The organism is Mesorhizobium sp. LNHC252B00 (genome assembly GCF_000502955.1).
Taxonomy (GTDB): Bacteria; Pseudomonadota; Alphaproteobacteria; order Rhizobiales; family Rhizobiaceae; genus Mesorhizobium.
In genome coordinates this window covers 11886-31219 of sequence record NZ_AYWO01000014.1, presented here as the reverse complement: position 1 = coordinate 31219, position 19334 = coordinate 11886, and the positions used below count along the sequence as shown (strand labels likewise).

Genomic DNA, 19334 nt, shown 5'->3' with positions numbered 1-19334 from the left:
AGCTACCGCCGAAAAGACGGGCTGGTCATCGTTGACCATCGCGGCCGCGCCATCTTCTGCAACAACGTGCCCGATGGCGAGACCACCGAGATGATGGACGGCCCGATGGAGCCAGGCCGTGGCCGCTGGTTGATGAACCTTCCGTCCTCCGGCTCCGACGCCGACCTCGCCAGAGCGCTTCCGGCACATCTGCGATCCTGCCACATTACGCCGCTCAAGCTTGACGGGGACCTTCGCGGCGCTGCGCTGGTGTTCCCCCCCGTGCCGGCAGTCTCAAGCGTGGCGGTGGTCCACCGGGAAATGAACAAGCATCTTCGGGATGCTGTCGCCATGATTGTCGGCGAAAGCGAAGCGTTGCGGGCCGCCATTGACGTCGCCTGTCGCGTCGCTCAATCGAACAGTGCCGCTTCGCTATTGGTCGAAGGTGAGACGGGTGTTGGAAAAGAGCTGTTTGCACGTCTTGTCCATGCAGGCAGCCAGCGCACGGCGAATGATCCGTTCATCGCAATGAATTGCGGGGCGATTACCAAGGACCTTTTCGGCAGCGAATTGTTCGGTCATGTCGCTGGTGCCTTTACCGGCGCCTCGCGTGAAGGCAAGCCGGGCGTTTTCGAGCTCGCCAATGGCGGCGTGCTCAGTCTCGATGAGATCGGCGAATTGCCGCTTGAGATCCAGCCGTTTCTGCTGCGTGTCCTGGAAGAGCGCGTGGNAGTTCAGACGTGTGCTCTTCCGATCTGCCTGGTTGCCTCGACCAATCGCGATCTCCACCAGGAAGTTGCCGCAGGCCGCTTCCGTCGCGATCTCTACTATCGAATCGGCGCGGTCTCGATCACCGTCCCACCGCTGCGCGAGCGCGGCGAGGACGTGCTGCTGCTGATCGAACATTTCAACCGGCAGATCGCCACCGCAGCAGGCGAGGACCCGCTGGAATTCTCGCAAGAAGCGCTCGAGGTCCTGCTCGCCTACCATTGGCCGGGTAATGTGCGCGAACTGAAGAACCTCGTCGGGCGGTTGCACATTCTGGCGCGTGGCGGCACTGTCGAGCTCTCGGATCTTCCTGGGGAAATCAATGCGGGCAATCGCAACACTATGATCGGGCACAACGATCATCCCGCAGCCATGCTCGAAGCACCAGTTTGCACATTCGAGGATGCAGAATGCCAGGCGCTCAAGAACGCGCTTGCCGCGGAGAGTGGCAATCTCAGCAAAGTTGCCTTGAGGCTCGGTATTTCGCGCCCGACGCTCTATCGCAAGCTCGGACAATACGGCATCCGCCGCGGTTTCCTCTAAACTAAGACTAGGGCCGCTCGTCTACAGCATCTGTCGGAACCACGGCAACTCGATGGATTGGATCGTGGTTCCCAACCCTATTCCGCAGCCAGGGCCGTGACTTCCCGCCGGAACGGCAGCGCATCACCGATATCGGGTTCGTCCAGCTCACGCGCGAAGCGATGGCCGGCATAGGTTGCCCAGGCGATCGGACCTGGCGCCTCGGCATCGCCGATGACCTTGATCGAGCGAATGCCATTGTCGGCCCATTCGTGCCGCCGCGCTTTCAACTCGCGCCAGACCTGGTCCTCCTGTTGGCGCGACGTCACCAGCACCACGGCGTCGGCGGCGACGTCGCGTTCGGCGCCGGTGTAGGAGCAGGCAGTGGCAACGCCGCCTTGCACGACGCGCGTAACAGTCCGGTTCAGCACGATCTCGACGCCGAGCTCGGCCAGACGGCGATGGATTGCGCCCTGCTCCAAGGTGTTGCGAGTCCAGTCCGATACATAGGCGGACGGCGTCACCAGCGTCACCTTGGCGCCGTTGCGCGCCATCAACTCTGCCAGAACGCCACCCATGTAATAGTGGTCGTCGTCAAACAGCACGACATTGCCGGCAGGCACATTGCCACCCATCAAATCGTCCGGCGTGTAGACCGGCATGGCCGGGCTGATCGGCATCGCCACCACATGGGCGCGCGCCACCCCGTCACGCCGCCATGTCGAGCCGGTGGCGAGGGCGATGTTCTGAAAGCCGAAGGCCAGGATGTCCTGCGCCGACAACCGGCTTTCGAAATAGATGTCGACATTGGGCATCTGGCTGAGCTGGTATTGGCGATAATCGCGCACGCGGCCCCAGGCCGAGAGCCCGGGCAGGCGGCATTCGCGCGCGACGCGGCCGCCGAGTTCGATGCCAGTCTCGGCAATGGCGACCTGATAGCCGCGCAGGCCGAGCGCGCGAGCAGCTTCAAGTCCGGCCGGACCGGCGCCGACGATCAGCACGCTCTCGCTGCCGCCCTTGGGCTGCATGCGCTCCGGATGCCAGCCCTTGCGCCATTCCTCCATGAAGGTCGGGTTCTGCGTGCAGCGCGAGATCGACATGGTCATGTCGCCGGTGATGCAGATATTGCAGCCGATGCATTCGCGAATGTCCTCGATGCGCCCTTCTTCCACTTTCTTCGGCAGGAACGGATCGGCAATCGACGGTCGCGCGCAGCCGATGAAATCAAGCGTGCCAGACCTGATCATCTTCACCATCACATCCGGCGACGTGAAGCGACCGACACCCACGACCGGCTTCGAGGTCAGCTTCTTGATGCCGGAGACGAGGCTTTCCTGCGCGGCCTCCTCCTTGAACCGCGACGGCCCCGAACAATCCTCCCAGGCGCCATGCGCCAGATCCCAGAGATCGGGCAGATCGGCATGCATCTCGATCATGTCGCGCACCTCGGAATTGACGAAGCCAAGCTCGCCGATCATCTCGTCCAGCGACAGCCGCAGCGTCAGGCCGCAGGTGTCGCCAATGGCATCCCTGCCCTCTTCGATCAGCTCGCGCATCAGCCGCGAGCGGTTTTCCAGGGAGCCGCCATATTCGTCGCTACGCTGGTTGGTGGCGGTGGACAGGAAGTGCTGGATGATGCCGAAGCCATGCGCACCGTAGAGACACACCAGATCGAAGCCAGCCAGCTTCGCGCGCTTGAAGGCATTGCGGTGCCAGCGGCGCAGGTCGCGGATGTCCTGCTTGTCCATGGCGCGCGCCTGAACGGGATCGTTGGTGAAGGTCCGGATAGGCAGGGCCGACGGCCCGCGCGGCACTTCCTTGGTGTAGAGGTTCGGGCCATTGATGCCTGAATAGGCCAGCTGGACGCCGGCCAGCGCGCCATGCTGATGCATGGCGCTGGCCATCTTGGCGAGCGCTGGAATATCAGCGTCGTCCCACAGCCTGAGCTCGATGAAAGGCGTGATCTCCGAGGTGTGGTGCATCTCGGTCTGCTCGGTGAAGATGACGCCCCAGCCCCCTTCCGACTTGATGCGTCGCATCTCGGCCGCGGCCGACGGATCGCGATAGCCACCGCCATTACAGTGCGGCACCTGGTAGAAGCGGTTCTTGGCGGTCACCGGACCGATCTTCACCGGCTCGAACAGAATGTCGTAGCGTGGATCACGCATGGTGCTTCCTTCCTGCCAAGGTCGCATCACGGCATGTGCTGCGGTGGTTTTGACCCTGGCGCAAGCTGGTCTGCCCAGCGTGTAGATGCCGTCAAACTACTCATAAGTTGCGGCGCGTGCCGGAAAACTACAGATTTCTTCTGTGCCGATTAGGACGCGCCTAATCAGCCCCGGCCGCCTGGATTAGCATCCGGTGAATCCCGGCTGAGCCAAATGCGACTTCAAGGCCGTGGCGACGCGATGCTAGATAGCGCGCACGGCCAAGGAGACATACAACGCATGGACAGCATCCAAATCCTTGAAAAGCTGATCGCATTCCCGACGGTGAGCCGCGACTCGAACCTCGACCTCATCGGCTATGTGAGTGACCTGCTGGCGGCACAGGGCATTGCGTGCCAGATCATCAGCAGCGCGGATGGCCACAAGGCCAACCTGTTCGCCACCATCGGGCCGACAGACGCTGCTGGCGTCATGCTGTCGGGCCACACCGATGTCGTGCCGATCGACGGACAGGATTGGACGCTGCCGCCCTTCGAGATGACCGCGCGAGACGGCAAGCTTTACGGCCGCGGCGCGGCCGACATGAAGGGTTTTGTGGCCTGCGCGCTTGCGGCGTGTCTCAAAGCTTCGAAAATACCTCTGCAAACACCCTTGCATCTGGCGCTTTCCTATGACGAGGAGGTCGGCTGCATCGGCGTGCGCAGCCTGATCGACATGCTACGGGCTGCGCCGCTACGGCCATTGCTGTGCATCGTCGGCGAGCCGACCAGCATGCATGTCGCGACTGGCCACAAGGGCAAGCTTGCCGCTCGCGCCATCTGCAGGGGACGGGAAGGCCATTCGGCGCTCGCCCCCTTGGCGCTCAATGCCATACATCTCGGCTGCGACTTCGTCGCCGCACTGCGCGGCGAACAAGACCGGCTGGCGGTCGATGGCGCGCGCGACGGCGACTACGACATTGCCTACACGACCGTCCACGTCGGCAAGATGAATGCCGGCGTGGCGCTCAACATCGTGCCGAACCTCTGTCAGCTCGACTTCGAGATCCGCAATATAGCGGCCGACAATCCCGACGAAATCCTCGAGCGCCTGCGCGCGGAGGCGGCGCGCATTGCCGCTGCCGCTTCAGCGATTGCGCCTGAGGCTGCCGTCGACATCGAGATCACCAACACCTATCCGGGTCTGGACACGCCGGCGAATTCGCAGGCCGTGGCCTTCGTGAAGTCGCTGACCGGTGCCAATGACACCATCAAGGTTGCCTTCGGTACCGAAGGTGGATTGTTCAGCCGCGATCTCGGCACGCCGACGATCGTGTGCGGACCGGGCTCGATGGCGCAAGGACACAGACCGGACGAATTCGTCAGCGTCGAACAGATGCGCCGCTGCGACGACATGCTGGACAATCTGCTGCGGCTGCTTTCAGATCACCAGTTTCACGCCGCCTGATAGAGGCTGCCGCTATTCCACGACCCGCCCACTCCCGAACACGCCCTGTTCGACGACAAAACGGCGGCAATGATCGATGAATGCCTGCACCGTCTGCGTGCGGTGCTCGGCGTTGGGCAGGGCGATCCCCATGGTAAGCGGCCGCAAATCGCCTTCCAGAGGCACGAACACCAGCGGCTTGCCGTCGGGCGCCAGCGTATTGAGCGGCCGCATGTTGGCGATGCCATAGCCGAAGCCGTTCGCGACCATCGAACGCATAACCGCGATGTCGCCGGTGCGCTCGGCAATGTTCGGTCGGATCCCCTGCGAATGAAAAGCCGAAAGGAAATATTCGCGGCTATATGGCAGGTCGAGCAGCACCATCGGTTCGTCGGCCAGTTCTTCCGTCGTGATGGAAGCCTTGCTGGCGAAGCGGTGCCCCTGCGGCAGCATGACATAGGCCGGCACGAGCATCAGCGGTTCGAAAGTCGTGTCCTGCGACAGTTCGAGATCGTAGGTCAGCGCCGCGTCGATTTCGCCTCGCTGCAACATTTCGAGCAACTGGCCCTGGTTGCGTTCGAACTGCCTGAACCGTACCTCGGGATAGGCGCGCTCGAACTTCATGCGCAGCGTCGGCAAGACGATCTGCGCGAAGGTCAGCAGGCATCCTATCGCCAGTGGCCCGCGCACCTTCTCGGCGATGTCGCCGGCGATATCGTGCAGAGCGTCGGCGTCGGCAAGCAGCCTGGCGGCCTCCTTGAGGAAAACACGCCCGCCGGCCGTGAGCGACAGGCCATGCGAATGTTTGCGAACGAAAAGCTGGACGCCGAATTCGGCCTCCAGTTGCGCGATGGATGCCGAGATCGAAGGCGGCGAAACATTGACCTGTTCGGCCGCCTTGGTAATGGAGCCGGCTTCGCCGACGGCGACGAAATATTCCAGTTGTCTCAGCGTAAAGCGTAGCGGCATGGGCGGCTATGTTGCCGGTTTGGGCGTTGCGATCAAGCGCTCGCCTTGGCTCAATATTTGATCCATGTCGTTTTCAGCGCGGTGTACTTGTCCAGCGCATGCAGCGACAGGTCGCGGCCGAAGCCGGATTGCTTGACGCCGCCGAACGGGGTCATCGGGCTAAGCGCATCGACCGTATTGACGGAAACCGTGCCGGCGCGAAGACGAGCGGCGACGCGGTGCGCGCGCGAAAGACTGTCGGTCCACAAGGATGCCGCCAGTCCATACGGGCTGTCATTGGCTATACGGGTAGCCTCCTCTTCATCGTCGAAGGCAATGACGGAAAGCACCGGTCCGAATATCTCATCCCTGGCAATCGGGTCGTCATGGGCGACATTGTCGAAGATGGTGGGCTGTATGAAGCTGCCGCGGCCGTTGACCGTGACCCGATTGCCGCCGGCAACCAGGCGCGCGGTCTTCTTGCCGGCCTCGACGAACCGCATGACGTTGGCCGCGTGGCGGGCATCGACCATGGCGCCCATTTTCGAGGCCGGGTCGAGCGGATCGCCAGGCTGGGTGGCCGCCGCGCGCTGTGCCAGCTTCTCCAGGAGCGTGTCCTTGATGGAGCGTTCAACGAGCAGGCGCGAATTGGCCGAGCAAACTTCGCCCTGGTTGAAGAAGATGCCGAACGCCGCCATGTCGGCCGCCGCATCGAGATCGCCGCAATCGGCGAAGACGAGGTTCGGGCTCTTGCCGCCTGTTTCGAGCCAGACCTGCTTCATGTTCGACTGACCCGAATACTGCAGGAACATCTTGCCGACTGATGTCGATCCGGTGAAGGCAAGGCAATCCACGTCCTTGTGGCGGCCAAGCGCCTGCCCGGCTGTCTCGCCAAGGCCAGGCACAATGTTGAGCACACCGGCGGGCAGGCCCGCCTCCATCGCGAGTTCCGCCAGCCGGAGCGCCGAGAAGGGCGACTGCTCGGCGGGCTTCAGCACCACCGAATTGCCCGCCGCCAGCGCGGGCGCGCACTTCCAGGTCGCCATGTCGAGCGGGAAATTCCACGGCACCACGGCACCGATCACGCCGAGCGGTTCGCGCCGCATCAGCACCAGATCGCTGACGCCGGTCGGCGCGATCTCGTCGTAGAGCTTGTCGATGGCCTCGCCATACCACTGGAAGATCGCCGCCGAACCCGGGACATCGACAGTCGCGGCATCCGTGACGAGCTTGCCCATGTCGAGCGACTCGAGCAGGGCAAGCTCCTGCAGGTTTTCGCGCAGCAGCCGCGCCAGCCGCAGCAGCACCTCCTTGCGGTGCGCCGGGCTGGTGCGTGACCAGACACCCGCCTCGAAACTGCGGCGCGCCGCGGCGACAGCCAGATCGACATCTTCCTCGCCGCACGACGCCACCTCGGCCAGCGTTTCGCCGGTGGCCGGATTGATGCTGGCGAAGGTGCGGCCCGAACGGGCCGCGACCGTCTTGCCGTCGATGAACGCCTTGTCGCGAAAACGGATCGCGGATGCTTTGCCGATCCAGTCCTTGTGACTGAGTCCGCTCATTTGGCTGCCCTCCCCCACGCGTGCAGGCTACTCGTCACCCGGCACGCCGTAGCTCGGCGCATCGGACGGATTGATCGCCCGGGTCACATAGGCATCGAGTTGCGGCTTATAGCGATCCCACAATGCCGCCAGTTCCTCGATCGGGCAGCCGTCGCTCCAGTCGCAGCGCAGGTCCGCGACGGGCCATGCGACCTCGCGCACCAGTTTCATTCCGGCGGAATGGACCGGACCGGCCTCTCCACCCGCTTTCAGCGCGGCGCGCATGGTCGCGATCAGGCGGTCGCCGAGATGGCCTTCAGAAGCCAGGAAGGCCTCCACCATGGCTTGCGGTACGCCGTCATGGGCGAGCATGTTGCCGCCGCAGGCGACATTTTCCGCATGCGCTTGCGCCCAGATGCCAAGCGCCCTAGCGCCGGAATGAATGGCGGTGGTCCCGGCGGCATCGACGGCCAGAACCTGCCGGTATTCGCTGTAGGTGCCGGTGCGCTTCAGGATGGCGACCGCCTCGGCGGCCGAGGCGCCGCGCGCCAGCAGCTCGAGCCCCCTTGTGCCGAGCGTCGGATCGGTGACGTTCTGGCTTGCAACCGCACCCACGCCCGCTTGCGCATAGGCGCAGCGCGCCGCCACCGCCGGAGAGGAAGACGACACCGCGACGCCGAACATTCCGGTGCGGCTGCACCGCGCGACAATGGAAAAAGTCATCAGCGTCAGTCCGGGATGACAGCGGTGCCGTCGATCTCGACCAGCCAGTCGGGCCGCGCCAGGGCCTGCACGACAAGGCCGGTCGAAACGGGATGCACGCCTTTGATATACTCACCCATGGTGCGGTAGATCGCCTCGCGATGGCGCACGTCGGTGATGTAGACGACCACCTTGACCAGATGCTCCATCTTGCCTCCACACTCTTCGATGAGCTGCTTGATGTTCTGCATCACCTTGTGGGTCTGCTCGGCCGGATCATGGCTGTCGATATTCTTGGCCGTGTCGAGATCCTGCGGGCACTGGCCACGCAGATAGACCGTCCGGCCGCCCCGCGTGACCACCGCCTGACACAGATCATTGTCGAGCTTCTGCTCGGGATAGGTGTCTTTCGTATTGAACTTACGGATTCTTGTGTGCGCCATCCTAGTCTCCATCGGATCGGGCTCTTCATCGGAATATCGTCGCTCACAGCGCCAGGCTGCCGCCGGCCCTCGCTATGCCGCCCTGATCTGGCGTTTCGCGGACGAATGATAGGTCAGGTACTTGCGCTGCGTGGAAATATGGTCCGCCAGATGCTTGGCATCGTGCCAGACGCCCCAGATGAAGCTGGACCCGCGCCTTGACTGCCACGGCAGACCCAGGAAATAGATCCCCGGCTCGCTCGAGACACCGCGCTGATGCCTCGGCTTGCCCTTCTCGCCGAACACGTCGACCTTCAGCCAGCTGTAATCGAAGCTGAATCCCGTCGCCCATATGATCGAGGCTATTCCGGCCTTGGCGAGGTCCAGGTCGAGAATTGGATCAGTCAGGCATGGCGGGTCCGGTTCGATCTTGCGGGCACCTGGCTCTTCCGGAAGGTCGAGGCCGTAGCGGGCAACATAGGCGTCGGCTTCGTCCAGCAGCGACATGTAGTTGGCATCGCCGCGGGCGATGTTCCTGCCAAGGTCGGGGGCGAAGGTCATCACGCCATCCTTGTACAGTTCCGTCCTGCCGACGAGCTTCATGCCCTGCGCGGCAAGGCGCCGGAAGTCGATCGTCTGGCCGCCGCGCGCCCCGCTCACCGCGATTGTGACGTGCTCCGTGTCAGGCGCCGGCGCTTGGGCGTCCCACTTGCCGAGGACCCCCAGCCACCAGCAGAAATCGCGGCCGCGATAGGCCCTGGGAGGACGATCATGCGGCCCGACCGAGAGGTAGACGTTCCTTCCCGCGCGCAGGAGTTCGTCCGCGATCTGCACTCCCGAGGAGCCCGACCCGACCACCAGGACCGCGCCCCTGGGCAGCTGGTCGGGGTTGCGATAGGCGCTGGAATGGAGCTGCATGAGCCGTGCATCCCGAGGCACGATGCTCGGCATGACAGGGTGCTGGAAGGCCCCGGTGGCGGCGACCACGTTGGCGGCCTCGATGACGCCGCCTGAGGTTTTGACCCGGAAGCCGGGACGGCCGACAAGCCCCTGCACTTTCTCGACATCCACGCCGCAGCGGATGGGCGCTGAGATCATTTCCGCGTAGGCGACGAAGTAGTCGGCAACCTCCTCCTTGGAGACAAAGGCATCGGGATCGGTATCCGGAAACTCCATGCCCGGAAAACGATCGTGCCAGGCAGGTCCGTTGGCAACCAGGGAGTCCCATCTTTCCGAGCGCCAGCGTTCGGCGATGCGATGCCGCTCAAGGACAAGATGCGGCACATCGCACTTGCGCAGATGTTCGCTCATGGCCAGCCCCGCCTGGCCGCCGCCAACAACAAGCGTGTTTATTTTTTCGACCGACATTTCAGTGCCCTTTTCAGCTCCCCAAAGAATTTTTGCGGATGCGAGGAGGTCAGATCGCTGGTGTACTGGAGGGACTGGATAGCGAAAATTACGATTTCACGTGGCAGTGGTTAGCTTATCCCTAAATGCCGGATGGCCGCGTCCCAACGGACGGCTACGACAACATCGCCGTAGCCGCTTTTTCGCCGATCATCATGGATGGCGCATTGGTGTTGCCGCCGATGAGTGTCGGCATGATCGAGGCGTCCGCGATGCGCAGATTGTCGAAGCCGCGCACCTTGAGGCCGGCAGGGTCGACCACCGCCATGGTGTCGTTGCCCATCTTGGCGGTGCCGACCGGATGATAGACCGTCAGTGCCTCGGCACGCAGATAGGCGAGGATCTCGTCGTCGGTGACGACATCCGGCCCAGGCAGGATTTCCGGTCCGCGAATACCGCCAAAGGCCGGAGAAGCCAGGATCGAGCGGGCCAGCTTGATGCCCTCGACAAGGATCAGGGCATCCCGCTCATCACTAAAGAAACGATGATCTATCAGCACGTTGCGGCGGGTGCCGTCGCGCTCGAGCGTGATTTCGCCGACGCTTCCGGGCCTCAGCACGCAAGTGTGCACGGCGTAACCGTGGCCATATTCGACGAGCCGGCCGCGATGGCTGCGGTAGCCGGGGACAAAGTGGAATTGGACATCGGGAATGCTGCCGGCATATTTCGTCTTCGCGAAGCCGCCGGCCTCGACATAGTTGGTCGTCAGCATGCCCTTGCGCCGGGCGAAATACTGGAACGGCGCCGCCAGCATCGCCGGCAGGTTGGCAATCGACAGACCAAGCGTCCTGGTGCTGTTCGATCGCACCGTGATCATGCCGTCGACATGGTCGCGCAGGTTCTTGCCGACGCCCGGCACGTTCATGACCGGTTCTATCCCCGCCGCCTTCAACTCCTCCGCCGGGCCGATGCCGGAAGCAAGCAGGATGCGTGGCGATCCGATCGCGCCCGCACTCAGGACCACCTCGGCGCGGCATGCGAGCCGTTGGGCAACTCCGTCCCTGATCACATTGACGCCGGCGACGCGTCCACTTTCAACCACCACATCAAGCACCTCGACTCCTGACAGCACCTGGAGATTTGGGCGGCCGAGAACCGGCCGGACGAAGGCGGTATAGGCCGAGAAGCGTTCCCCCTTGTTCTGGGTGACATTGTAGATACCGAGGCCGAGTTGGCTATCGGCGTTGAAGTCGCGGTTTTCGGGCAGGCCCATGCCTCGGCCAGCCTCTACCCACAGCCTGGACACATCATTGGGATCGCGCGGATTGTCGACCAGCAGTTCGCCGTCGAAGCCGTGATAGGCGGGGTTCTGCGACAGAAGGTTTCGCTCCAGCCTCTTGAAGACCGGCAGTATGCCGGCATAGGACCAGCCCGCGCAGCCAAGTGCTGCCCATTCATCGTAGTCCTGCGCGGCTCCGCGAATGTAGACCATCGAATTGATCGAACTCGATCCGCCAAGAAGCTTGCCCCGGTTGACCGGTATGCGGCGATTGTTGAGCAGCGGCTGCGGCACGCTTTTGTAGCCGTAGTCGAAGTTCGGATTGCCGTAGAGCGAGAGAATGCCAGCCGGCACGCGCACCCGGGTGCGGTCGTCGCTGCCGCCGGCCTCGATCAGGCAGACGCGGCTGGCGGGATTAGTACTCAGCCTGTTGGCCAGGACACAACCGGCCGAGCCCGCGCCAATGACGATATAGTCGAATTCCGCGGCGTCGATGCCCATGCAATGCCTGTTTCATGATCTACCCCGAAGACCGCTGATCTTTGTTTCATGCCTGTCGTCGTCCCAAAACCGAGGTCGCTTTGGGCGACATGCATTAGTGATCGTCGTCTTCGTCGTTCTTCAAGAGCTCGAGGATTTCCCGCTTCATGGCGATGAAGTTCGGCTCCATGACCAGATCCATGCTGCGCGGGCGCGGGAGATCGACGTGGATTTCCTTCTTGATCTGGCCAGGCCGGCCCGACATGACGAGCACCCGGTCCGCCAGCAAGATGGCCTCGTCTATGTCGTGGGTGACGAACAGGACCGTTTTCTTGGAATGATCCCAGATCCTCAGCAAAAGCTTCTGCATGCTGTGGCGGGTCTGGCTGTCGAGCGCTCCGAAGGGCTCGTCCATCAGCAGCACCTGCGGATCGTTGGCGAGTGCGCGGGCAATCGCCACGCGCTGCTTCATGCCGCCCGACAGCTGCGAGGGATAATGGTTGGCGAATTTCGCGAGGCCGACCTCATGGAGAAAATGCTCGACGATGGCCCTGCGCTCGGCCGCCGGCATGCCCTTGCGCTTCGGACCGTATTCGACGTTCTGCGCCACCGTTAGCCAGGGAAACAGCGTATACGCCTGAAACACCATGCCGCGATCCGGGCCTGGCTCGGTAACCGGCGTGCCGCCGACAGAGATCATGCCGCCGGTGCGCTCCTCGAGGCCGGCGACAAGATAGAGCAGGCTCGACTTGCCGCAGCCGGATGGGCCGACGATCACGCAGAACTCATTGGGCACGACATGGAACGAGATGCCGTCCAGTGCCAGCACGGCATTGTCGCCTGTGCCGTAACGCAGGACGACATTGTCAACGCCGATGTCGGAACTCGTCGGTTTCGTCGCGAGGGTAAGGGTGTCCATGTCAGCGAGCTCCTCAATTGGCCCAGGGAGCGACGAGGCGGCGGATGCCCCGGAACAGTTGGTCGGTGCAAAGACCAAGGATGCCGATCATGGCGATGGCCATGAAGATCACGTCGACCTGGAAGCCGCGCATGGCCTTGAGCGAGATGTAGCCAAGTCCGCTGCGCGCGGCGACGAGTTCGGCAACGACGAGATAGGTCCAGGCCCAGCCCATGGTGACGCGCAGCACGTCGAGCACATTCGGAAGCGTGGCTGGAAATACAATATGAAAGACCGTGTCGCCGCGTTTCGTGCCGAGCGTATAGGCTGCGTTGACGAGGTCGCGCTGAACGCCGCGGGCGCTGTCGGCGATCATTACCAGCTGCTGGAAGAAGATACCGAAGATGATGACGGCAACGCGCTGCTCGATGCCGATGCCGATCCACAGGATGAAAAGCGGGACGAAGGACGTCACCGGCAGATAGCGGATGAAATTGACGAGCGGATCGAGCGCGGCCTGGACGACGCGGTAGGTGCCCATCGTCAATCCGAGCGGTACCGCCACGATGGTCGAAATGACGAAACCGATCAGCACCACCTGGACGCTAGCCAGGACGTGCTCCCACAAGGAGCCGTCAAGCGCCATGCTGATGGTGGTGGACAATACGGATTCGGGGCGCGGCAGGAACATTTCCTTGACCGCTCCGGAATAGGTCAAAGCGAACCAGCCACCGATGACCGCGCCCCAGACCAAGACGCTGAGCGTGATGGAGAGAGGGCGCGACACGGCCCGAAAAGGCGTGGTGACAGCTTTCCAGGCGGATCGACCGGGCTGATTTGTTTCCACGCTCGCAGTCCCGATATGGCTGATGGGAGACGTTGCATTCGGTGCCAATGTCACAGGGGAACCCTTTGGACGGCTAGGACCGCAGGCCGAGCCTCGCGCCTGCGGTCCAGCGAACTGACTTTACAAGGCCGGATCACTTCGTAAGGAAAGACGGATCGACCAGGTCGTCGTATTTGATGTCCATCTTGAGCTTGCCGAAGCCGCCCCAGACGTGGCCGCCCAGCTTGATCAGTTTGCCAGCATCACCGCTCTCGCCGCCGGCGAAAAATTCGGCATTGCGCGCCTTGCCGTAGAAGTTCACGCCCGCGGCGGAGGAAGCGAAGTCCTTCGGATCCTTCAGCCAGCCGCCGACACCCTTGGCCATCACCTCGTAAGCCTTCTCAGGATTTTCCTTGATGAACTCGTTGGCCTTGTAGAGCCCCTTCACCAGCGCCTCGACATCGCCAGGGTTCTTCGCGATGTAGTCGCAATTCAGCGCCACCACATCGACGATCAGGCCCGGCGTCTTCGAGGAGTCGATCAGGACCTGTCCCTTGTTTGCCTTCTTGGCCAGCGTCAGATGCGGCTCCCAGGTGACGGCAACAGGAATGCGATCGGCCATGAAGGCGGCGGCAGCGTCATCGGCCGTCATGTTGGTGACCTTCACGTCAGCCTGGCTGAGACCGGCCTGCTTGAGCAGGATGTTGAACCAGAACTGGGACACCGAGCCTTCGTTCATCCCAACCTCCATGCCCTTGAGATCGGCGACGCTCTTGACCTCGCTGGGCGCCAGAACGCCGTCGCCGCCATGGCTATCATCGAGGGCATAGACCGATTTGAAGCAGACATCCTTGGAACGGTACTTCATGATTTCATCTATGGTCGAGGCGCTGCCATCGAGCTCGCCGGCGGCAACTGCTGCCATGTACATCGACGCTTCCTCTATGATTTCGAGCGAGACATCGAGGCCGCCTTCCTTGAAGTAGCCCATGTCACGCGCAAGGAAGAGCGGGCCGTATCCGACCCAGGTCGTCATTCCCAGCTTCAAGCTGCCGGCTTCGGCGTGGAGGCTCACTGAAAGGGCGCTCAGGGCAATGCCGGCCGCAAGCGCGGCGTGGCGAAACTTCGAGATTATTGTCGTCATCACGTTCCCCTGTCTTTTTCTGAGGTCAGGCGTTATCCGCGCCACAACAAAGCCGCTTCGGACGCATCGCCGAAGGCTGCCGCCTGACGTTCTTTATGTTTCTCTTTCAGCCGGCTGATGGAGCAAAGCACGCTGTGTGCGATGCACAAATAATGATTTTCGATAATTCTGCTTAGGCTGGGCCTAACCAAGGCGGCGCCGGCCCTGCCCGCCTGACCTTCCTGGGCGCGTTGCGCTGCGACAAACTCACCGCGCTATGTGTCTTCGACGGCCCCTTCAACGGTGAATGCTTCCGCGCCTATGTGCGTCAGCAACTGTTCCCAACCCTGCGGCCCGGCGACATCGTGATCATGGACAATTTGGGCAGTTATAAATCCGCAGCCATCCGTCATGCGATCAGGGCACCGCCGGCGAAAGCTCTGGTCCCTGCCGCCATACTCGCCCGATCTCAACCCGATCGAGCAGACCTTCGCCAAGATCAAGCATTGGATGCGACACGCCCGGAAGCGCACCGTAGAAGACACTTGGCGCCATCTCGGCACTATCAAGCCAGACGAATGCGCAAACCACTTCAGCAACGCTGGATATGCTTCCGTCAAACATGGAAGGTAGACTCGGGTCGCTCACCGACAAAAAAGCGGCATTCGCCCGTCGCGTGAGCGGGGAAGTGCGTCGACCGCAAAACGCCTTCAGGCAGCGATCGCCGGATCGATCAGGCCTTTACGACAGCACCTGTCACTTTCTCCGAGAGATAGCCGAGAATGTTGCCGATGATCAGCGAGACAACCACAGCCGCCGCGACCTTGGTAATGCCGCTGATGCCTTCGCCGTAAGCGGCGGCACCAAGTAGATAAAGCGCGGCGGTCGTTGCATAGCCATAGACCGCTGACGGAATAGCGCTCAGCAAGGGCAGCTTGGCGGCGAGAATCAGGACGACGATTGAAATGCCGACGCAAATGCCGGCCATGATCGCCGTAACGCCAATGGACGTCAGTGCTATCAGTGCGCCAGCGGCGCAGATCGCTCCCCAGAGGTTTGCAACCGCCGAATTCTTGAACCCGGCTTCCTTGCCGCCACAGTGATAGAAACTTCCCCAGCCGACAAATACCGCCCAGATCAGCAAATAGGGGTTGCCGATGGTGATCGCTGCCCACGTTGCAATGCCGCCCATAATGCCGATGACGACGGCCAACCCTGTGATAAGATCCATATTGTCCTCCCGTTTTTCCGAAGCTCGAAGCAAAGAATCTCGATCCGGGATCGCGCTTCGCTGACGTCCCGACACGGAAAACGCCATGGCATCAGCCGCAGGGTTCAAGAAAAGGCTTGCCGGGTCCGGCAAGCAATCAGGCCGGCTGAGCCGCCGGTTCGCTCGCGCCGATCACCCCGGCGCGCAATGCCAGTCCGGCAGCGGCCGCGCCAAGGCACGGCGCCACGATATAGAGCCAAAGTTGTGATAGAGCGGTTCCACCGGCAAAGAGCGCCGGTCCGAGCGAGCGGGCCGGATTGACCGACGATCCGGAGACGGCAATGCCGGCGAGATGGATCATGACCAGTGTCAGCCCGATCGCCAGGCCGGCCAGAGGGCCGGCGCCGCCTTCGGCGGTGGCGCGAAGGATGACGAGCAGAAACAGGAAAGTGGCGACGACTTCGAACAGGAACGCCGAGGTCACTGAGTAGGTCGACCAGCCATTCTGGGCGAAGCCATTCGCCGCCACGTCAAAGCCGCCGCCCTTGCCTTGTGCGATGACGTAGAGCACCGCCGATGCAACAATTGCCCCCGTGCATTGCGCGACCACATAGCCGATGAGGTCATTTGATTTCATTCGGCCTGAGACGAAGAAGCCGAGGCTGACGGCCGGATTGAGGTGGGCGCCCGAAATTGGTCCGATCGAATAGGCCATCGCCACCACCGACAGGCCGAAGGCCATGGCGACGCCCAGCAGGCCAACCTCGGAGCGCATGAACAGAACCGTCGCGCAGCCGAAGAAGACCAGCGCGAAGGTTCCGATGAATTCACAGATGTATTTGTTCATATTTTTCTCTCCCTCTGGATGATGGTGGGGAGCGGATGCCGCGCCCGTCCGCGCGAAGTCCGCTCCTAATGCTTCAGGGCACGATGACGCCACGCCCGGTGAAGCGCCGGTTCTTGAAATCGTCGAGCGCGGTGTTGATGCTGGCGAGATTGTATTCGGTGTAGTGCATCTTCACCTTGCCGTCGGCGTTGAGCTCCATCAGTTCGACGAGCTCGGTGAAATTGCCAACCAGGCTGCCGCCGATGTTGATCTCCTCGATGACGAGATGCGCGGTCGGCACGTTGATGTTGCCGCCATAGCCGACGACGAACAGTTGCCCGCCCTTGCGCACCATCTTCCAGCAGATGTTCTCGACCCCGAGTTCACCAACGAAGTCGATCACCACATGGGCGCCGCCGCCGGTAATCTGGGCGACCTCCTCGACGACATTTGGCCCGCCATCGAGGATGAAATCGGCGCCAAGATCCTTGGCCAGCACCCGCGCCGCCGGCTCGCGATCGACGGCGATGATGCGGCAGCCCGAGATCGCGTGCAGCGATTGCAGCGCGATGTGGCCGAGCCCGCCTATGCCGAGCAGCACGCAATAGCTGCCTGGCCGCAGCAGCTTTGCGGCACGTTTGGCGGCACGGTAGGCGGTGATGCCGGCATCGGCCAGCGGCGCCACTTCGATCGGCGTGATGTTGGCGTTCAGCTTGATCAAGGACCGCTCGCTGGTGATGAAATACTCGGCAAAGCCGCCATTCATGCCCAGGCCGGGAAACTGGCCGTTGTCGCAATACATATCTTCGCCATGGCGGCAGTTGAGGCAGATGCCGCATGAGCGGAAGGGATGGCAGATCACGGCGTCGCCGCGCTTGACCGATCTGACGCCGCTGCCAACTTCCTCGACCCAGCCGGCATTCTCGTGTCCCATGATGTAGGGCAACAGCGTGCCTTCGGGATCCATGGTCGGCTTCCACACACCTTCGATGATGTGCAGATCGGTGCGGCAGAGGCCGGCGGCTCCGACCCGCACGATCACCTCGTCGGGCGCGGTGATGGTCGGCGCCTTGACCTCCTCGATCCTGAGCTGGACGTTCATCTTGGGGTCGTATTCGTAGAGTCTGGCAGCTTTCATGGCTGTGTCCTTTCAACGTCGAGATTGTCTGTATTGCTTCAGGCGCGGCCGAGCTTTTCGGAACCGCCGCCACGTGCCGGCCCCGCCGTCGGGTCCTCATCCTCGGCGAGATGGCCAATCAGCGTTTCTGTGGTCAGGATCAGTGTCGCCACCGATGCCGCGTTGGCGAGTGCTGTGTAGGTGACGCGGACCGGATCGATGATGCCGGCCTCGAACATGTTCTGATATGCGCCGGTCGACGCGTTGTAGCCGTAGCCGCCATTGATGCGTGTGACCTCGACCACAACCGCTTCGGGATCGGCGCCGGCATTGGCGGCGATACGCCACAGCGGCCGCGACAGCACCGAACGCACCAGGCGCACACCTTCGGCGACATCGCCATCGACACTAGCCGCTACCTTGTCGAGCAGCGGCGCGATTTGGGCGAGTGCGGAGCCGCCACCAGCGACCACGCCCTCTTCGGATGCGGCGCGCACCGCGTTCAAGGAATCCTCGATCAGCTGGATGGTCCGCTTCTGCTCGACCGGCGTAACGCCGCCGGCATAGAGGATCGCGGTGCCGCCGGAGAGCTTGGCCAGGCGTTCGCGCAGCTTGTCCTGGTCGATGTTGGGCGGCGAAGCCTCATACTGCCGCTGCACCTGGGCGCGACGCGAGGCGATGGCCGCATGATCGCCGCCGCCACGAATGATGGAGGTATAGGACGAACTGGTCTTCACCCGGTCGGCCGTACCAAGATCCTCGGCGGTGATATCCTCCAGCCGGCCGCCAAGATCGCGCGCGATCACCTTGCCGCCGGTGATGATGGCCAGGTCCTCCATCATCGCCTTGCGCCAATGGCCATATTCCGGGGGATGGACAACGAGGTATCTTCCCGGTCCCTGCTTGCCGAGTAGTGTCACCACCACTTCCGGCGACATTTCCTCGGACACGATCAGCAGTGGGCGGCCGTCCTCGTCGGCGATGCGGCGAACAGCATCGAGCTGTTCGGGCTCCTTGATCTTGAGGTCGGTCATCAGGATGTAAGGCCGTTCGAGCACAGCCTCCATCTTCTCCTGATCGGTCACCATGTGATGCGAGAGGTAGCCGCGTTCGAAGGACATGCCCTCGACGACATCGAGCGTGGTCTCGGTGGTGACGCTGAAGTCGGTGGTGATGACGCCTTCTGCGCCCACCCGCTGATGGGCTTCTGCCACGAGCGCGCCAAGCTTGGTATTGGTCGCCGCGATGTTGGCGACCGACGCCAGGATGCCGTTACCCTTGGCCGGCTTGGCCGAGGCCTTGAGTGCCGCCACCACCGCCGCCACGGCGAGGTCGATGCCTTTGCACAGATCGACGGATTTCACGCCGCGCTCATTCGCCTCGACGCCGCCCTGGATGAGCGCGTTGGCGAGCACGATGGCCGTCGTGGTGCCGTCGCCGGCGATCTCGTTGGTCTGCATCGACACCTCGCGGACGACTTGCGCGCCCATGTTTTCGAAACGGTCGTGCAGCTCGATCTCGGAGGCGATGCTGACACCGTCGCGGGTCACCATCGGTGTGCCGATCGGCCGGTCGATCATAGCGTTCATGCCTTTGGGGCCGAGCGTCGGTTCGACGGCAGCGGCGAGCCGAAAGACACCACGGGCGAGAGCACGGCGGGCTTCGGAATTGTGAAGCATTATTTTGGGCATGGTTCCTCCTTCCGCCTTACGGGCGGGTTGTTGATTAGGGGCCTCGTGCGAGGGAGGCCGTT

Annotated in this window: 15 protein-coding genes and 1 pseudogene; 2 read left to right on the top strand and 14 right to left on the bottom strand. The window is 62.6% G+C overall.

Features of this window, described 5'->3' with window-relative positions; all coding sequences use genetic code 11:
• Window positions 1–1367: 1367 nt before the first annotated feature.
• On the bottom strand, window positions 1368–3437 hold the full coding sequence (locus tag X744_RS152175) for an NAD(P)-binding protein (RefSeq protein ID WP_031260567.1): 2070 nt from the start codon (window positions 3435–3437) through the stop codon (window positions 1368–1370).
• A 279-nt stretch (window positions 3438–3716) separates the two neighbouring features.
• On the opposite strand from X744_RS152175, the gene argE reads away from it, so the two are divergent.
• Window positions 3717–4883, top strand: a complete 1167-nt coding sequence (argE, locus tag X744_RS152180; protein ID WP_023760318.1) for an acetylornithine deacetylase — start codon at window positions 3717–3719, stop codon at window positions 4881–4883.
• Window positions 4884–4895: 12 nt separating this feature from the next.
• Here the strand turns inward: argE and X744_RS152185 are convergent, their stop codons facing one another.
• From X744_RS152185 to X744_RS152225, 9 genes are all read right to left on the bottom strand, one after another.
• Complete coding sequence (locus tag X744_RS152185) at window positions 4896–5831, bottom strand: LysR family transcriptional regulator (protein ID WP_023760317.1); 936 nt, start codon at window positions 5829–5831, stop codon at window positions 4896–4898.
• A gap of 50 nt (window positions 5832–5881) precedes the next feature.
• Complete coding sequence (locus X744_RS152190; protein ID WP_023760316.1) at window positions 5882–7372, bottom strand: aldehyde dehydrogenase; 1491 nt, start codon at window positions 7370–7372, stop codon at window positions 5882–5884.
• Window positions 7373–7399: 27 nt separating this feature from the next.
• The gene (locus X744_RS152195) at window positions 7400–8074 is read right to left on the bottom strand and encodes a DUF1028 domain-containing protein (protein WP_031260566.1); all 675 of its coding nucleotides are present in this window, start codon (window positions 8072–8074) and stop codon (window positions 7400–7402) included.
• A 5-nt stretch (window positions 8075–8079) separates the two neighbouring features.
• On the bottom strand, window positions 8080–8496 hold the full coding sequence (locus X744_RS152200) for a RidA family protein (RefSeq protein WP_023760314.1): 417 nt from the start codon (window positions 8494–8496) through the stop codon (window positions 8080–8082).
• 72 nt (window positions 8497–8568) lie between these two features.
• Window positions 8569–9843 (bottom strand): NAD(P)/FAD-dependent oxidoreductase, encoded by a 1275-nt coding sequence (locus X744_RS152205; protein ID WP_023760313.1) that lies wholly within the window; start codon window positions 9841–9843, stop codon window positions 8569–8571.
• Between the two features lie 154 nt (window positions 9844–9997).
• Window positions 9998–11602, bottom strand: coding sequence for a GMC family oxidoreductase N-terminal domain-containing protein (locus X744_RS152210; protein WP_023760312.1), 1605 nt, complete (start codon window positions 11600–11602; stop codon window positions 9998–10000).
• A 94-nt stretch (window positions 11603–11696) separates the two neighbouring features.
• Window positions 11697–12500 (bottom strand): ABC transporter ATP-binding protein, encoded by an 804-nt coding sequence (locus X744_RS152215; RefSeq protein WP_023760311.1) that lies wholly within the window; start codon window positions 12498–12500, stop codon window positions 11697–11699.
• A 13-nt stretch (window positions 12501–12513) separates the two neighbouring features.
• Window positions 12514–13326 carry an ABC transporter permease gene (locus tag X744_RS152220; protein WP_245266712.1) on the bottom strand — a complete coding sequence of 271 codons (813 nt, stop codon included), beginning with the start codon at window positions 13324–13326 and terminating at the stop codon, window positions 12514–12516.
• A gap of 133 nt (window positions 13327–13459) precedes the next feature.
• A complete protein-coding gene (locus X744_RS152225) occupies window positions 13460–14449 on the bottom strand; it encodes an ABC transporter substrate-binding protein (protein WP_023760309.1) in 990 nt (329 codons plus the stop codon).
• A 212-nt stretch (window positions 14450–14661) separates the two neighbouring features.
• Between X744_RS152225 and X744_RS1000000172245 the strand changes: the two are divergent.
• A pseudogene (locus X744_RS1000000172245) lies at window positions 14662–15061 on the top strand (transposase); the annotation flags it as partial.
• Window positions 15062–15161: 100 nt separating this feature from the next.
• Here the strand turns inward: X744_RS1000000172245 and X744_RS152230 are convergent.
• The 4 genes from X744_RS152230 to X744_RS152245 all read right to left on the bottom strand — a co-directional run bounded on the left by X744_RS152230 (window position 15162) and on the right by X744_RS152245 (window position 19272).
• Complete coding sequence (locus X744_RS152230; RefSeq protein ID WP_023760306.1) at window positions 15162–15659, bottom strand: DUF1097 domain-containing protein; 498 nt, start codon at window positions 15657–15659, stop codon at window positions 15162–15164.
• Window positions 15660–15795: 136 nt separating this feature from the next.
• The gene (locus X744_RS152235; protein WP_023760305.1) at window positions 15796–16485 is read right to left on the bottom strand and encodes an MIP family channel protein; all 690 of its coding nucleotides are present in this window, start codon (window positions 16483–16485) and stop codon (window positions 15796–15798) included.
• A 73-nt stretch (window positions 16486–16558) separates the two neighbouring features.
• Window positions 16559–17602: an NAD(P)-dependent alcohol dehydrogenase gene (locus tag X744_RS152240; protein ID WP_023760304.1), complete on the bottom strand. Its 1044-nt coding sequence runs from the start codon at window positions 17600–17602 to the stop codon at window positions 16559–16561.
• 38 nt (window positions 17603–17640) lie between these two features.
• Window positions 17641–19272: a molecular chaperone GroEL gene (locus X744_RS152245; RefSeq protein WP_031260561.1), complete on the bottom strand. Its 1632-nt coding sequence runs from the start codon at window positions 19270–19272 to the stop codon at window positions 17641–17643.
• Window positions 19273–19334 lie beyond the last annotated feature (62 nt).

Coding starts and splice junctions, on each gene's coding strand:
- X744_RS152195 (WP_031260566.1), bottom strand. CDS start 8,074: ATGACTTTTTCCATTGTCGCGCGGTGCAGCCGCACCGGAATGTTCGGC.
- X744_RS152240 (WP_023760304.1), bottom strand. CDS start 17,602: ATGAAAGCTGCCAGACTCTACGAATACGACCCCAAGATGAACGTCCAG.
- X744_RS152205 (WP_023760313.1), bottom strand. CDS start 9,843: ATGTCGGTCGAAAAAATAAACACGCTTGTTGTTGGCGGCGGCCAGGCG.
- X744_RS152230 (WP_023760306.1), bottom strand. CDS start 15,659: ATGGATCTTATCACAGGGTTGGCCGTCGTCATCGGCATTATGGGCGGC.
- X744_RS152185 (WP_023760317.1), bottom strand. CDS start 5,831: ATGCCGCTACGCTTTACGCTGAGACAACTGGAATATTTCGTCGCCGTC.
- X744_RS152210 (WP_023760312.1), bottom strand. CDS start 11,602: ATGGGCATCGACGCCGCGGAATTCGACTATATCGTCATTGGCGCGGGC.
- X744_RS152245 (WP_031260561.1), bottom strand. CDS start 19,272: ATGCCCAAAATAATGCTTCACAATTCCGAAGCCCGCCGTGCTCTCGCC.
- X744_RS152190 (WP_023760316.1), bottom strand. CDS start 7,372: ATGAGCGGACTCAGTCACAAGGACTGGATCGGCAAAGCATCCGCGATC.
- X744_RS152200 (WP_023760314.1), bottom strand. CDS start 8,496: ATGGCGCACACAAGAATCCGTAAGTTCAATACGAAAGACACCTATCCC.
- X744_RS152175 (WP_031260567.1), bottom strand. CDS start 3,437: ATGCGTGATCCACGCTACGACATTCTGTTCGAGCCGGTGAAGATCGGT.
- X744_RS152225 (WP_023760309.1), bottom strand. CDS start 14,449: ATGACGACAATAATCTCGAAGTTTCGCCACGCCGCGCTTGCGGCCGGC.
- argE (WP_023760318.1), top strand. CDS start 3,717: ATGGACAGCATCCAAATCCTTGAAAAGCTGATCGCATTCCCGACGGTG.
- X744_RS152235 (WP_023760305.1), bottom strand. CDS start 16,485: ATGAACAAATACATCTGTGAATTCATCGGAACCTTCGCGCTGGTCTTC.
- X744_RS152215 (WP_023760311.1), bottom strand. CDS start 12,500: ATGGACACCCTTACCCTCGCGACGAAACCGACGAGTTCCGACATCGGC.